The organism is Streptomyces sulfonofaciens (genome assembly GCF_014656295.1).
GTDB lineage: Bacteria > Actinomycetota > Actinomycetes > Streptomycetales > Streptomycetaceae > Streptomyces > Streptomyces sulfonofaciens.
Genome location: NZ_BNCD01000001.1, coordinates 677,576 through 691,588, shown reverse-complemented (window position 1 = coordinate 691,588; position 14,013 = coordinate 677,576). Strand labels below are relative to the sequence as shown.

At 70.8% G+C, this 14,013-nt stretch carries 12 protein-coding genes and 2 pseudogenes; 8 read left to right on the top strand and 6 right to left on the bottom strand.

The features are described from left to right. Positions 1–578: 578 nt before the first annotated feature. From IE313_RS02765 to IE313_RS02745, 5 genes and pseudogenes are all read left to right on the top strand, one after another. Positions 579–1,280, top strand: a pseudogene (locus tag IE313_RS02765) (IS481 family transposase); the annotation flags it as partial. Positions 1,281–1,282: 2 nt separating this feature from the next. After that, positions 1,283–1,459: pseudogene (locus IE313_RS34930) on the top strand (RHS repeat-associated core domain-containing protein); the annotation flags it as partial. A gap of 323 nt (positions 1,460–1,782) precedes the next feature. Next, on the top strand, positions 1,783–2,235 hold the full coding sequence (locus IE313_RS02755) for a hypothetical protein (RefSeq protein WP_189929199.1): 453 nt from the start codon (positions 1,783–1,785) through the stop codon (positions 2,233–2,235). A gap of 111 nt (positions 2,236–2,346) precedes the next feature. Beyond that, entirely contained in the window at positions 2,347–2,892 is a 546-nt protein-coding gene (locus tag IE313_RS02750; RefSeq protein ID WP_229924298.1) for a hypothetical protein, read from the top strand. Positions 2,893–3,058: 166 nt separating this feature from the next. Then, the gene (locus IE313_RS02745; RefSeq protein WP_189929198.1) at positions 3,059–3,379 is read left to right on the top strand and encodes a GYD domain-containing protein; all 321 of its coding nucleotides are present in this window, start codon (positions 3,059–3,061) and stop codon (positions 3,377–3,379) included. 98 nt (positions 3,380–3,477) lie between these two features. Here the strand turns inward: IE313_RS02745 and IE313_RS02740 are convergent, their stop codons facing one another. The 5 genes from IE313_RS02740 to IE313_RS02720 all read right to left on the bottom strand — a co-directional run bounded on the left by IE313_RS02740 (position 3,478) and on the right by IE313_RS02720 (position 8,808). Then, positions 3,478–4,908 carry a glycosyltransferase family protein gene (locus IE313_RS02740; RefSeq protein WP_229924297.1) on the bottom strand — a complete coding sequence of 477 codons (1,431 nt, stop codon included), beginning with the start codon at positions 4,906–4,908 and terminating at the stop codon, positions 3,478–3,480. A 26-nt stretch (positions 4,909–4,934) separates the two neighbouring features. Beyond that, the gene (locus IE313_RS02735; RefSeq protein ID WP_189929197.1) at positions 4,935–6,227 is read right to left on the bottom strand and encodes a glycosyltransferase family 39 protein; all 1,293 of its coding nucleotides are present in this window, start codon (positions 6,225–6,227) and stop codon (positions 4,935–4,937) included. Continuing rightward, entirely contained in the window at positions 6,224–7,417 is a 1,194-nt protein-coding gene (locus IE313_RS02730; protein ID WP_373316903.1) for a dolichyl-phosphate beta-glucosyltransferase, read from the bottom strand. Before IE313_RS02730 ends, IE313_RS02735 begins: the two co-directional genes overlap by 4 nt. A gap of 432 nt (positions 7,418–7,849) precedes the next feature. After that, the gene (locus IE313_RS34920) at positions 7,850–8,290 is read right to left on the bottom strand and encodes a cellulase (protein WP_229924296.1); all 441 of its coding nucleotides are present in this window, start codon (positions 8,288–8,290) and stop codon (positions 7,850–7,852) included. Positions 8,291–8,301: 11 nt separating this feature from the next. Then, complete coding sequence (locus tag IE313_RS02720; RefSeq protein WP_189929196.1) at positions 8,302–8,808, bottom strand: SigE family RNA polymerase sigma factor; 507 nt, start codon at positions 8,806–8,808, stop codon at positions 8,302–8,304. A gap of 668 nt (positions 8,809–9,476) precedes the next feature. On the opposite strand from IE313_RS02720, the gene IE313_RS02715 reads away from it, so the two are divergent. Further along, a complete protein-coding gene (locus tag IE313_RS02715) occupies positions 9,477–9,965 on the top strand; it encodes a DUF6650 family protein (protein ID WP_189929195.1) in 489 nt (162 codons plus the stop codon). Between the two features lie 124 nt (positions 9,966–10,089). Here IE313_RS02715 and IE313_RS02710 read toward each other — a convergent pair whose 3' ends face one another. Beyond that, a complete protein-coding gene (locus IE313_RS02710; RefSeq protein WP_189929194.1) occupies positions 10,090–10,833 on the bottom strand; it encodes a DUF4232 domain-containing protein in 744 nt (247 codons plus the stop codon). Positions 10,834–11,018: 185 nt separating this feature from the next. On the opposite strand from IE313_RS02710, the gene IE313_RS02705 reads away from it, so the two are divergent. After that, positions 11,019–12,566, top strand: coding sequence for a helix-turn-helix domain-containing protein (locus tag IE313_RS02705; RefSeq protein WP_189929193.1), 1,548 nt, complete (start codon positions 11,019–11,021; stop codon positions 12,564–12,566). A gap of 107 nt (positions 12,567–12,673) precedes the next feature. Further along, entirely contained in the window at positions 12,674–13,762 is a 1,089-nt protein-coding gene (locus IE313_RS02700; RefSeq protein WP_373316897.1) for a DUF72 domain-containing protein, read from the top strand. Positions 13,763–14,013: the final 251 nt, after the last annotated feature.

Sequence of the window (14,013 nt, the reverse complement as noted above, 5' to 3'; positions counted from 1 at the left end):
TGCGTTAAGGTCAAATTTCTAAGGCGGTGGGCGTCTGATCGCGGTACAGCAAGTAGGCACAGCAACCGCAGTGACCGGCAGCACCCCATACTGACCTTCCCGGACCTTCGGGTGACCTGTATGCCCCTTCCTGATCTACCCACACATAGCTACGGACCAAATCGTGCCCGTGGACTATCCGTGGACAAGCCGTACCAGGCCAGGCAGTTGGAAGCGCGTGACCTGAGCACACGCCTGGGAGCGCAGGACTCTCCAAAGCCGTTGCAGTACAGCACCGAAGTTCAGCAACCATCACGACCGTAGCCGGCCGCCCTGGGCCGTACGAAGTCGCCCGAGGCTGACCAACAACGACAGAAGCCCACGGCATCTGCTAGTCAGAGCCGTAGGCTTCTTCAGAGTCGCTGGTCAGGGTATGGAGCTTATCCGAGTCGGACCACGCGGGCATGCACTATGTGCTCTAGATGTTCTGTCCACGGAGGTTGGTGACAGCGATCACTGTTGTGTGATCTTGAAATGAGTGAGGGCCTTCTGGCTCGGTGTGGATTGCCACATCTGCACCGGCGACCAGAAAGGCCCTCATGCCGCACCGTAACGCACCGCTGACCGAGACAGGACGACTGCGGCTGGCCCGCTGCATCGTCGAGGACAAGGGGCCCCTGCGGCGGGCCGCGGAACGCTTCCAGGTCTCACCGACAACGGCACAGCGGTGGGCCGACCGCTACCGAAGGCTCGGAGAGGCGGGCATGACCGACCGCTCCAGCCGCCCGCACGCCAGCCCACGCCAGACGCAGACACGTACCGAGCGGCGGATCATCAAGGTGCGCGTACTGCGCCACTGGGGACCCGCACGGATCGCGAGCCTGTTGCGGCTGGCGCCCTCCACCGTGCACCGGGTACTGACCCGCTACGGCCTGGCCCGCCTCACACATCTGGACCGGGCCACCGGCCGCGTCATACGCCGCTACAAACGCGCCAGGCGCGGCGAGCTGGTCCACGTCGACATCAAGAAGCTCGGCAATATCCCCGATGACGGCGGCCACAAGGTCTTGGGCCGCCAAGCGGGCCGCAAGACCCGCTCCGGCACCGGCTACAGCTACCTGCACACCGCCGTCGACGACCACTCCCGCCTGGCCTACAGCGAGATTTTCACCGACGAGAAGAAGGAGACTGCCGTCGCTTTCTAGGTCCGGGCGCAGGCGTTCTTCGCCTCGAGCGGGATCACCGTCGAGCGCGTGCTGACCGACAACGGTTCCTGCTACAAGTCCCGTCTGTGGCGCGATGTTTTCCGGGACAGTACGCCGATTCCGAAACGGGACTCAACTACAACTACTTCCGCTACTACGACCCGGAAGCAGCCCGCTACATCGGCCCCGACCCCCTCGGCCTGGAGCCGGCGCCCAATCATCACGCCTACGTGCCCAACCCACTTGGCTGGGACGACACCCTCGGCCTGGCCCCACGGGGGCCGAAGAATCCCCTGCAATTCGGCCAGGGGTACACCGGCCGCCTCGACACCTGGCCGGAAGGGACCAAGGGAACCGACTTCGAGATCCACGTCTACGATAAGTCGATGCGTGAGGTCGGAGTGTTCCGCAGTGACGGCTGGTTCAACAAGCATGGCCACACCGGGGCCGACGTCGAGGTTCCACCGAGCGTGGAGAATGCCGTCAAGGGACGCGCCGTCGACACGATGCGAAAGATCGGACGCATCGGTCCGAAGGGAACCGAGGACATCTCGGGAGATAAATGGCGTCGCCCGCCACTCTCAGCGGAAGGTTGCAAATGAAATTCGTCAAGGCGGATTGGGATGCGGACCTGCAGGGGTTCCATGTTGACCCACAGTCCTATCTGGCTGAACTTCCCAAACTGCGCGAGGAACTCCCCCCGGGCGCCTGGGAATTTGCATCCGACCCGGGGCATTACAGCATGAGTAGTACTCATTGCGTCAAGGACCTCGAACTTTCCGACATCCACCTGGCCACAGACAAGAGCGGCCGTCTGACGTTGGAATTTGCGCCCAATGAGTGGAAGCACGACACCGGCCTCACCATCACCTACTCAGGCGTGCGGCATTTCTCGATCGACTACCAGCAGGAAATCGACTGGATGCCGGCCGATGCGATACTGCTCGACGAGATCCTTCCGGATCAGGACGGCGGCTGCATTCACGAGATGGCACTGACGGACGCATCGATCACCGTGCGGAGCAATGATCTGCGAGCGGTCTGGGGGTGACAGTGAATCCTTGGTCTCTTATCCCGTACCCGATCTCGCGGAAGGTCGCCATCGCCGTTCACGCATGTTTCTGCCCCGACTGGCCTTGAGATTGGGCCGAAGAGAGCGCCCATGGACCCCACGAGCATCCCGGGACTCAGTGAGTGGACGCAAGCCGCGGGCGACACGACCGACTACCTGGATTACCTCGCACAGAATGTGGGTCTGGGTGGATGGGCTGCTTTCGCGCGAGTTTTCATGCCGCGGTTCGTAGAAGTGGAAGGCTGCGTGCTGTGGGATCGGGTCTACGATCCGGGAAACTTCCAAGACTGGCACGAACGATTGCAGGGCGACAGCAGAGCCATTGAAGCCACGTTGAACCAATTCCGGTTGTGGCTGTACGTCGACATTTCCGAGGGTCCCGCCTCGGAGGCCGGTGCCGTTGCCCTTGCAGAACAGATCTCCGTTTCATGGCGCCGCTGTCTGCGGGAAGCGTTCCCAGATCGTACGTTCGAGGTCACGGCATCGAATTCCGAGGACGGCCCTGTCGTCAGTTTTGTGACGGCCCGTGCTCCTCTCCCGCCACGGGACTGTCCGCCTCCGGCCGACCGCCTACCGCCGAATCCCCGACCCGCCTCAGCCTCCACCGTGAACGCCGACATCCCCCGATCACGATGACGCCGGGCGAACCAACCGGACGTCAACCGTCGCATCGGTGGCCTTGGCGACACGAAGACACCGTTCGGCTTCCAACGAGTGATTCAGCCGTGTCGTGCGTGGCGGGCGGCGTGGCGGCGGGAAGGTCCACCTGCACACCGTACGAGTTCGCTGGTAGGGAGCCCCCATGCCGAAGTTTCTCATCCAGGCGTCCTACACCGCCGAGGGTACGAAAGGTCTGCTCAAGGAAGGGGGGAGTGGGCGCCGGGCGGCCGTCGACCACGTCGTCGGCGAACTCGGCGGGACTGTCGAGGTCATGTACTTCGCTTTCGGGGACGACGACCTCGTCTGCATCGTGGACTTCCCCGATCCGGTTTCCATGGCCGCCGTCAGCCTCACGGTCAAGGCCAGCGGCGCGGTCCGCACCCGGGCCACTCCCCTCCTCACCGTCGGTGAGGTCGACGAGGCCGCCCGCCGGCAGGTCGCCTTCCGCCCTCCCGGCAAGTAGACCGCAAACAGCCTGGCGGGAGGCGTTCCAGAGGTGTGCCAGATGTATGCCGGAGGAACGTCACCGCACCCGGACCAGAGGCCGACACGAACATCACCTCAGCCGGACCAGTGACCCGAGGTGAACGTCACCGCGAGTACCGCCATCAGCGGAGCCGCTGTGCCGACGTACGCCTCCTTCACCCATGTGCGCCGCAGGCTCCAGTGGGCCAGGCCCGTCCACAGCGGCCACCAGAGCAGGGTTGCGCGGGGGATGGAGAGGTACCAGTACGACGTGCCCAGGGCCCAGAGGTTGAGCCCGATGTACACGGCTTCCGGCCAGCGGCGGCGGAGCAGGAGGACGGAGAGCAGCAGGACACCGACCGCCATCGCGGCCAGTTCGAGCTGGAACTCCCAGGCGTAGCCGGTGGTCTGGAGGTGGTCGAAGGCGTTCCGCCAGGTGTTCCGGAACGCTTCGGCCGGCGTATGGAAGGACCGATTCCAGCCGCGTTCCTGCGCGTGCTTCCAGGCACTCCAGTCGCCGGTGTTCGCGTGCAGGTAGGCGGTGTAGGCCGCGGCGGGCACGGCGGGCAGAGCGCACCAGGGCAGAGCGCGCCAACGGCCACGCCAACGGGTGCGCCAACGACCGTGCCCTGGGCACCCGTCCCGGACCAGGACGCATTCGACCGCGATCGCGGCGGCCAGGAACAGGCCGCTGATCCGGGTGGTGGTGGCCAGGGCGGCGAGAACGCCCGCGGCCGGCCAGTTGCGGTTCCTCGCCGCGAGCCAGGACGGCAGCGCGAACGCGAGGAAGAGGGATTCCGTGTAGCCGGCCGCCAGGAACACCGCGGCGGGCGACAGCAGCAGGAAGCTCGCGGCCCGTCGGCCGGCCAGAGCGCCGTCCCGCCGGTCGGCCGGAGCACCGCCCCGCCGACCGACCAGAGCACCATCCCGTCGGTCCTGTCCGGCGATCCTGGCCAGGGCTACGACGGCCACCGCACCGCTCACCAGGGAGATCAGCAGCCCTGCCACGGCCCAGTCCGCGATGAGGGTGTGCACGGCGCGCAGCAGGAAGGGCAAACCGGGGAAGAAGGCCACCCGGTTGTCGGACGCGGGGTCGAGTCCCGGGAAGGGGCCGAAGTAGCCGTACTGCGCTATGTGCTGGTAGTGCACCCAGTCCCATTGCTCCCAGCGGGACAGCCATGGGGCGGGTGTTCCGGCGTCGGATCCGGCAGGGGCCAGCCAGGCGGTGCAGTACGCGACGACGCACAGCCCGAGGCGCGTGAACAGGTAGAGCCGGAGTACCCGGAGGTCCGTCGGGGCCAGTCGCGCCAGTCGCGCCAGCCAAGTGCGTCGCGCCAGTCGAGTGAGTCGCGCCAGCCGAGTGAGTCGGGCCAGTCGGCTGAGTCGGGTGAGCAGTCGCCGCTGCTCGGGGGCGCCGGTGGGCTCCCGTACGGGACCTGGGTCCCGTACGGGACCTGGGTCCCGTACGGGAGCGTCGTGTGCCGGATGCGCGGCCGACCGGTCGGCGGTGGGCAGGGTCGTGGTCATCGGGCGTCCTCTCCCGGGTCCGTCGGTTACGGGACGCCGAGTTCGAAAAGGCCGTAGCCGGCGTACGAGCCGGAAGCCAGGGCCGCGATGCCCAGCAGCAGGGTCTGGTGGGTCGGGCTGAGGCGGCGCAGGGCGAGGGCGAGCGGGAGGAAGAGGGGGAAGAGGGGGAGCAGATAGCGGGAGACGTTGCCGAATATCTGCCGGCTGCCCAGGACGAGGACGAGGGTGAGCACGGTGTGGACCACCAGGACGACCGGGGGACGCAGCCGGAGCAGCAGCGGGAACAGGACGAGCGCGAGCAGGACGACACCGACGCCGACCAGGTCCTCGAAGGGCCAGGCGAAGGGGTAGTCGAAGTGGCCCACCGGGACGGAGGAGAGGACGTCGAGGGTGTGCCGGCCGAAGTCCCACTCGTGGGCCCAGGCACCGGACTGAAGTCTGAAGTAGCCGTCGCGTTGACCCGTTCGATGACCCACCCAGCCGAGATAGGCGAGGAGGCCGAGTGGGGCGACGGCCATCGCGGCCACCGGCCGCAGGATGCCGTCGCGGCGGCGGTGGAGCGCGAGCAGGGCCGCGGCGGCGACGGCTGCGATCAGCGCCGCGGCGGTGGGCCTGTTGAGCCCGGCCACGCAGGTGAGGAGACCGGCCGTGAGCCAGCGGCGGCTCAGGACGGCGTGGCAGGCCCAGACGGCCAGGGCCACGTAGAGGGAGTCGGAGTAGAGCGCCCACTCCACGCCGGAACCGGGCCAGACCGCCCAGAGGCCGGCCGCGGCCAGCCCGGCCCGTCTGCCCCCGAGGCGTTCGGTGAGGGTGTAGACGCCCAGTGCGGCGGCGAAGGAGGCGACGACGGAGACCAGCAGTCCTGCACCGTACAGGCCGAGGCCGGTGAGCTCGGAGACCAGCCGCATCAGAGCGGGGTAGAGCGGGAAGAACGCCGCCGAGTTCCCTTCGAGCGTGATCGGACCCGTGGCGCCCGGGATCGGGATCAGCCGGGGGTCGTACCCGTGTGCGGCGATCTGCTGGTACCACCAGCCGTCCCAACTGGCCAGGACGTCCCATGGATGAGCGCCGCCGCCGAAGCGCGGGTGCTTCGTGCGGTAGTCCCCGCCGGAGTGCAGCAGCCACATGAAGGCGGCGAAGCCGACGAGCTTGAGCGTGCCGTAGACGGCCAGTACGGGCCCATGGTGCTCGACCTGGTGCTCGACCGTGCGGCGCAGTCCGCGTCGTCGGTCGGGACCCGTGGTGGCGGGCTGCTGCGACGGCCTCGCGTGCCGGTACGGGGTGGCGGTCGCGGCCGTACGGGTGGTGGTCCTGTTCATGCGCGGAACGCCCGTGCTCGCGAGAGCGGGAACCGCAGCAGCGCCGCGGCCAGGTTGGCGGCGAGGAGTACGGCGAGTTCGGTGGCGCGCCCGGCCGGGGCCGTGTGGTGCAGGGCGGCGAGCGATCCGCCGGTGAGCGCCAGGCCGATCAGGAGGGCGGCCAGGCCCCTGCCCCGGTGGCGCGGCACACCGCGGCGACCGCGGGGGCCGAAGGTGAGCCGTCCGGTCACGGCCGCGCCGGCGACGGCGCAGACCAGCAGCGTGAGAGCGTCGGCGGCCCGGGATCCCGCCGCTGGGCGCAGCGCCCCGTAGAGGAGCAGGGAGGCGAGGGTGCTGAGGGATCCCGCCGCGGCGAAGCACACGAGTCGGGTGGCGAGCCCGCCCGGTGCGTCCGCGCCGCCGTCGCGGAGCGACCCGCGCGGCAGCAGCGTGCCTCGCGCCAGCGCCACGCCGATCCTGGCGATGCCGCGCAGGTCGGCCAGCGCCGTGGCGAGGATGTCGACCCGGCTGTCGGAGTCGTCCACCCAGTCGACCGGCACCTCGTGGATGCGCAGCCCGGCACGCTCGGCGATCACCAGCAGTTCGGTGTCGAAGAACCACTCGGAATCCTGCACGAGCGGCAGCAGCCGCTCGGCCACCTCACGCCGCACCGCCTTGAACCCGCACTGCGCGTCGGAGAAACCCACGCCGAGGACGGCGCGCAGGAGGGCGTTGTAGCCACGGGAGGTGATCTCCCGGTAGGGGCCGCGCACCACCCGGGAACCGGGGGCAAGACGGGTGCCGATGGCCATGTCGGAGTGGCCGGAGAGCACCGGGGCCACGAGCGGCAGCAGCGCGGTCAGTTCCGTGGACAGGTCCACGTCCATGTACGCGAGTACGAGTGCCGGCGAGAGCGACCAGGCGGTGCGCAGCGCCCGGCCGCGGCCCTTCTCGGCCAGCCGGAGCCACTGTGCTTCGGTCAGTTCGTCCGCCAGCCGGGCGGCTATGCGCGGAGTGCTGTCCGTGCTGGCGTTGTCGGCGATGGTGATACGGAACGGGTAGGGGAAGGTCTTACGCAGATGTGCGTGCAGCCTCCGTACGCTCGGCGCCAGAGCCCTCTCCTCGTTGAACACGGGGACGACGATGTCCAGGACGGGCTCCGGGGGGTGTGCCGGCACCGGCTCCGGGCGGTGCGTCGGCAGGAGGTCCAGGTGGCCCGTCGACTCCGGGCGGTGCGGCGGCACGGGCTTCGGACGGTGCGTCGGCAGGGGTTGCAGGTGGTGCGGCGGGACGGGTTCCAGGCGGTGCCTCGGCACGGACTCCGGGTCGTTCGTCGTCGCCGGTGCGCGATGTGGCAGCCGGTCCAGATCCTTCAGCTCAGGGGATCTCTGGTCTCTCACGTTTCGTCCTTGTTCGTGACCTGGCGGGGGCGGGTCGAAGACACTCGGGGCAGGCCGAAGACACTCGGGGCAGGCCGAAGACACTCGGGGCGGGGCGTGCGCGGGCGTTACGCGTGGTGAGCGGGGACGGGGCCGCCTACGGCTCCCTCTGCGCAGTCGCCGTGCCCGAGGCGAGGCCGAGGCCGAGGGCAGGATCGAGGCCGAGGGCAGGATCGAGGCCGAGGGCGGGGCCGAGGCCGAAGGTCACGACGCGTCGGCCGGGCTCCCCGACGGGGTCTCGGTGCCCTCACTCCCGGGCGTGCTGGTGGCCGGGGGGTTGGTGGCAGTGGGGGTGCCCGACGATGAGGGCGCGCCCGGAGGCCCGTCGGGTGTCGCAGGGGGGAAGGAGGAGGCCCCGTCGGGCGTCGCGGGCGGGACGGCGGGCGGGACGGCGGGCGACGGGCTCGTCCCGGGCAGTGGGCGGGGGTGGCCGGGCTCGACCCGGGTCACGTGGCCGGGCAGCAGGAACAGCCCGGCACTGAGGCCGGCGACGGCCAGGACGGAGCCGACGGCCCTCCGCGCGGCCCGCTTGCGACGGCGGACACGGACTCCCGCCCAGAGCCGTTCCCGGTGCCTCGGCTCGAAGGGTGCGGGTGCCTCGGCGTCGCGCATCATCCGCACCAGTTGCCGCTCGAAGTGATCCATGGGGTTCTCCTTCACCGCACCGGCTCGTTCATTTCGGCCAGGAGCTGCCTCAGCCGCGCCACTCCGCGTGCGGCATGGGACCGGGCCGTGCCCACCGGGCACCCGAGCGCCTCCGCCACCTGTCTCTCGGGCAGGTCCTGGTAGTAGCGCAGCACCACCGCCACCCGCTGCTTGGGCGGCAACCGGGCCAGCGCGGTCTCCAGCCGGGAACGCTCCGCCACGTCCGCGGACACATCGCCGGCCACCGCCGCCTCGGGCATCCGTTCGACGGGCCGTTCACCCCACCAGCGCCGCTGTCTGGAGCGTGCCGCCGCGCGCACCATCACCTTGCGGACGTACGGCTCCGGTGCACCGTCCGCGACCCTGGGCCAGACGAACCAGAGCTTGACCAGGGACTCCTGCAGCAGGTCCTCGGCCTGGTGCCGATCGCCTCCGACGAGCAGACGGGCCAGGTGCACCAGCGCCGACCAGCGGGCGGCCACGAACTCGTCGAACTCTCGGGCTCGGCCCTTCTCCATCCGCACTGTCCCTGTTCTCGCCGGTCGCCTACACCCTGAAGAAGGCACTGGCACCCGACCCACGCTGCACCTGCGGTCCGTGACCTGGGTCACATGACGGCGGCGGCCGTGCTGGTCCGCCGTTCCGTTGGCGCGGTGGTCGCAGCGGATCGGCGAAGCGGCAGCCGATGCGACGGCCGGTCCGACGGCCGGTCCGACGGCCGGTCCGACGGCCGGTCCGACGGCCGGTCAGGTACCGAGCGACGCCCCCGGCGACTGCCTCCGATCTCGTGGCCGTCTTCCCACGATCTCGCGGCCGGTCCGCTCTCACTTCGGTGACGAGGGGCGAGGGGCGAGGGGGCAAGAGGCCAGGGGGCAAGGGATGAGGGACGAGGGGCGCGGATGAGGGATGAGGGCAACTCGTCGTGGACGGCGACCGCCCGGCACGGCATCAGGGCGGTGTCGAAGAGGTGGAGGCCATTGCCGAAGGACACGGCGACGGTGCGGGCGCGCGCTCGCCACGCACCATCGAACACCGCGGTCGTCGGCGCAGGTCGTGCGGCGACCACCGGCCGCGCGCACGGACGTACGGAAGAGGCCGGAACCCGAGTGCCACCCGTGGTTCGCCGTTCACACGAACCCGCGTGGATGGGCCACGGCCGTTCGCCGGCCTCCTTAGGATGCCGAGCATGAGGGTCATGGAGGTCATGCGACGGATCAAGGGCTTCAGCACGCCGCTCGGAGGCGTGGACTGGGAGCTGCCGCCTCCGCAACGCGCCGTTGCCGAGAAGGTCGTCGTCTACCTGGAGGACCGCAGGGTTCTCACGGTGCGCCGCGTGGGCATGGTCGCGGTCGAGGACCGGGAGAACTGTGTCGCTTCGGTGCTGGAGATCAGGGCGACGCTGACCCGGATCCTGATGGAGCCCGACACCGGGGACCAACTCGCGGAGAACCTCAAGGCGATGCGGGCCGCATGCCGGCGGTTCCTGGACACCGTGGGACCCGACCACACCGGAGGGGCACGCAGTCACATGCTGTCCGCCACGTTCGGTGCTGCCCTCGGCGAACTGCGAGCGGTCTTCGGGATCCAGCTCGGCATCATCGCCGCGCGCCACCACGTCGACCTGCCCGAGGAGCTGACGGCCATCCTCCCCGCCTCCGACACCGACGACGAGTAGGCGGCCCTGCGACTCCGGAACTGGCACGACGCGCCGCGGCCGTCCAGGGTGGTTTCCTGGACGGCCGCGGCGAAGGTGCTGTCCGGGTGCGGCCGCGCGGGCCGCCGGGCGCGCCGTGCCGGCGTCACCAGACGATGGCGTCGTCCAACGACTGCTGCCAGTACGTGACCCTGAGCGAGTCGTCGACGTAGACGCCCTCGGCGGGCAGCGACGGGTGGGCGCCCGTGCCGACGCTCTCGTTGCCGGAGCGGCCCTGGAAGTAGACGGCCAGGGACGTCACGTTGTGGCTGTTCGTTCCGCTGCCGTCGGCGGCGGACAGGGTGACGGAGGCGTAGCCGGACTCGCCCGGCTTGAGCGTGACGACCGCCTGCGGCTTCGAGTCCTCGATGACCGGCGGCACGGCCTGGGCCTCACCGAAGCGGACGGCCGGGTAGCCGTAGAGGTAGCAGCTCCTGCTGCCGGTGTTGGTCACCGTGAGCAGCATGTGGTTCACGGGGCGGTTCAGCGGGGCCGCGACCGTCTTGGTGACGGACCCCTCACAGGTGACCGGCCTGCCGGAGGAGGCGGGCGCCTTCGGTGCGGAGGTGCGCGTGGCGGGCCTCGCGGTGGTCGTCGTGGTGGTGTGGGCGGGCTTCGCATCCGTGGACGTGGACATGGAAGAGGACGAGGAAGAGGACGAGTCGGTGCCCGAGCCGGAGCCTGAAGCGGGGGTGCCGGCCGGGGACTTCGCCGGCGTGGTGGTGGCGGCCGAGGCGCCCTCGTCGTGGACGCCCGTTCCGTCGCTGCACGCGGTCAGGGAGAGCGCGGCGAGAACGGCGGTCGCGGCGGCGGCGACGAGACGGGTGCGGGGGGTGCGGAGGCTGGACATCTGGCTGTGCCCCTTCGGTGTTCGGGTGGGGTGGTGATTGGATGACCGAAGCTTGTGAGGTGATCCGTCCCAGCCGCCACGCACGGCGGGAAGTCGGGGACGCTGGAACACGAAAACGCGCTCTGACCAGGCACGGAGCAAGTGCCCTGGAACGCGCGACTGGAACACGGCGGGATGGGAAACGGGTGTCAGGGGCAACAGGGGCCGGGGGGACGGAGGCGTTCGCGCGGCTGCTGCGGGAGCTCAAGGACCGCTCCGGGCTGAGTTACGGGGCGCTTGCCAAGCGGCTGCACATGAGCACGTCGACGCTGCACCGCTACTGCAACGGCACCGCGGTGCCCATCGAGTACGCACCGGTGGAGCGGCTCGCACGGGTCTGCCGGGCAACGCCGCAGGAGCTGGTGGAACTCCACCGGCGCTGGATCCTGGCGGACGCGGAACGAGGACGCCGGGCGGATCAGGCTGCGGCGACCGGTTCGGCCCCCGGCATCGGTTCGACCGGTTCGGCGCCCGGCATCGGTTCGGCCCCCGGAGCCGGTTCGACCGGTTCCGGGGGTTCGGCCCCTGCGCCGACAGCCGTGGAAACGGCGGGGTCCGGCCCGGCGGCAGCGCGCGGACGGGGCGAAGACGAGAACGGGAACCAGAGCCATAACCAGAACGGGAGCGGGAGCGGGAACCACTACGGGAGCCAGGGCGAGAGGCAGACCGGGAGCCAGGACGAGAGCCAGGGCCAGGGCGAGCGCGAGAGCGAGAGCAACGGCGGTGAGGCGGTCGTCGTCGGCGTGGCGGGCGAGCTCACGGCACCGCGGCTTGCCCGGCCCCGGCCCCGTACCCGTACCGTGCTGATCGCCTCCGTCGCGGCGGCCGCCGTGCTGGGAGCCGTCGCGCTCAGCGTGCGTCCGCCGTTCGGCGGTGGGCACGGGGCGGGGGACCGCAAGGCCGCCGGGAACACCGTTACGTCGGACGCGGGGAAGTCCCCGGCGCCGTCCCACGGCCCGCAGGGTCCCAGGTCGCCCGCGTCGGCCTCCGGCTCCCCCACCGGGTCCGCGGGGCCCGGGCCCGGCACCGCGGGGGGCGGCGAGCAGGGCGCGGCCCGGCCCACCGGGGACGGCGGCGCCGGCGGCAGCGCCTCCGGCGCCGTCCCGCTGACCGTCGGCACCCGTCCCTATGTCTACGAGGACCCGTGCAGCCAGCACTTCCTCGTCGACAGCGGGCCCGAGCAGGTCGGTCCGCCGGCGAGCGAGCAGGACGCCCCGCGCTGGGCCGCCGCGTACGGGGCGGTGTCCTCGGGCTCCCAGCGGGTCGCCCTCACCGTCCAGGGCACCGGCGAGGACACCGTCGTCCTGGAGGCGTTGCACGTACGCGTCCTCTCCAAGGGCGCGCCGCTCGCCTGGAACGACTACTCGATGGGTGTCGGCTGCGGCGGCGGCGTCGGCACCGCGTCGTTCGACATCGGCCTCGACGACGGCAGTCCCACGGTCACCGCCGAGAACGGCCAGCGCGACTTCCCGTACAAGGTCAGCGAGTCGGATCCGGAGGTCTTCTACGTCAACGCCCACACCGCGGCGCACGACGTCCGCTGGGACCTCGCCCTGGACTGGTCCAGCGGCAGCCGCCACGGCACCGTCCACGTCGACAACAGCGGCACCGCCTTCCGTACCAGCGCCGACGCCGGCCGTCCGGGCTACGACTACCCGCTGGGCGGCGGCGAGTGGATCGAGCGGGAGGGCTGACGGGAGCCGGGTGCGCGGCCCTGCGCCGCCCGGCCCGCGCCCGCCGTGGTGGAGTCCGGGTGGTGGTCCGCCCGTCTGCCCGCGTGCCGGGTGGGTAACCGCCCGCCATGGGCGACATCCTCGTGGGCACGTGTTCGTGGACCGACCCGATGCTGGTCCGCAGCGGCTGGTACCCGGCGGGGCGGCGGGACGCCGAGGGCCGGTTGCGGCACTACGCCGAGCGGTTCGGGGTGGTGGAGGTCGACGCCTCCTACTACGCGCTGCCCGGCGAGCGGAACAGCCGGCTGTGGGCGGAGCGGACACCGGACGGCTTCGTGTTCGACGTGAAGGCGTTCTCCCTTCTCACCGGGCACCCCACCCGGAGCGCGGTGATGCCTGACGGCTTGCCGGCCGACGCACGGGACCCGGGGGTGCTGAACGAGGTGTGGGCGCGCTTCGCCGCGGGGATCGCGCCGTTGCGGCGGGCCGGGCGGCTGGGGAGCGTGCTGTTCCAGTTCCCGCCGTGGTTCCGGCCCGGGGCGCGTGCGGAGGCCTTTCTGGCACAGTCCGCCCGGCGGACCGAGGGGTGGCCCGTCGCCGTCGAGTTCCGGCACCCCGCGTGGTGGCGGGAGGGGCAGGCCGATGCCACGTGCGCGCTGCTCGCGCGGTACGGCATGGCCGCCGTCGCGGTCGACATGAACCAGTCGCTGCCGTCCTCGGTACCACCGGTCGCACCGGTCACCTCGTCCAGGCTGTCCGTCGTGCGGTTCCACGGGCGCAGTGCCGCCTGGACGACCGGGAGCAAGGAGGAGCGGTTCCGGTACGCCTACGGTGACGGCGAACTCGCCGAGTGGCTGCCGCGGTTGCGTACCCTCGCCGGACGGGTCGAGCAACTCCACGTCCTGTTCAACAACTGCTGCGGCGACGCGGCGGTACGGGCCGCCGAGGCCATGGCGCGACTGCTGGGGCGGTCCGTCGATGAACACCCCCTGGACGAGCGGTCCGTCGACGAACACCCCGAGGACGACCGGCCCGTCGACGAACACCCCGAGGACGACCGGCCCGTCGACGGACACCCCCTGGACGACCGGTCCGTCGACGAGCGGCCCACGTCGGCCTCAACATCGGCGTCAACGTCAACGTCAACGTCGGCATCGGCATCGGCATCGGCATCCGCATCGGCGTCCTCGCCCGGCCGCCGGACCGGGTCGTCGTGATGTCGTGTCACCCACGGCCGGAACGCCCCTGACGTACCGGCCGAATCGGCCCCGGCGTACCGGCCGAGCCGGCCCCGGCGTACCGGCCGAGCCGGCCCTGACGTACCGTCCGACTCCGGCCGGAACACCGGCCCGCTCGGGCGGGAGGCGGGGCGCCCCGTGTGCCCGGCGCGGTGACGCACACCGCATGTTCACGTGTCAGGTCCGTGCTCCGGCGTGGTGCCGGGCGGGGGGCACGCTCTATGCTCTGC

Excerpts from the sequence above, each read along its gene's own strand:
- IE313_RS02735 (WP_189929197.1), bottom strand. The coding sequence starts at position 6,227 with ATGAACAGGACCACCACCCGTACGGCCGCGACCGCCACCCCGTACCGG.
- IE313_RS34920 (WP_229924296.1), bottom strand. The coding sequence starts at position 8,290 with ATGGATCACTTCGAGCGGCAACTGGTGCGGATGATGCGCGACGCCGAG.
- IE313_RS02720 (WP_189929196.1), bottom strand. The coding sequence starts at position 8,808 with ATGGAGAAGGGCCGAGCCCGAGAGTTCGACGAGTTCGTGGCCGCCCGC.
- IE313_RS02710 (WP_189929194.1), bottom strand. The coding sequence starts at position 10,833 with ATGTCCAGCCTCCGCACCCCCCGCACCCGTCTCGTCGCCGCCGCCGCG.
- IE313_RS02715 (WP_189929195.1), top strand. The coding sequence starts at position 9,477 with ATGAGGGTCATGGAGGTCATGCGACGGATCAAGGGCTTCAGCACGCCG.
- IE313_RS02700 (WP_373316897.1), top strand. The coding sequence starts at position 12,674 with ATGGGCGACATCCTCGTGGGCACGTGTTCGTGGACCGACCCGATGCTG.
- IE313_RS02745 (WP_189929198.1), top strand. The coding sequence starts at position 3,059 with ATGCCGAAGTTTCTCATCCAGGCGTCCTACACCGCCGAGGGTACGAAA.
- IE313_RS02755 (WP_189929199.1), top strand. The coding sequence starts at position 1,783 with ATGAAATTCGTCAAGGCGGATTGGGATGCGGACCTGCAGGGGTTCCAT.
- IE313_RS02750 (WP_229924298.1), top strand. The coding sequence starts at position 2,347 with ATGGACCCCACGAGCATCCCGGGACTCAGTGAGTGGACGCAAGCCGCG.
- IE313_RS02740 (WP_229924297.1), bottom strand. The coding sequence starts at position 4,908 with ATGACCACGACCCTGCCCACCGCCGACCGGTCGGCCGCGCATCCGGCA.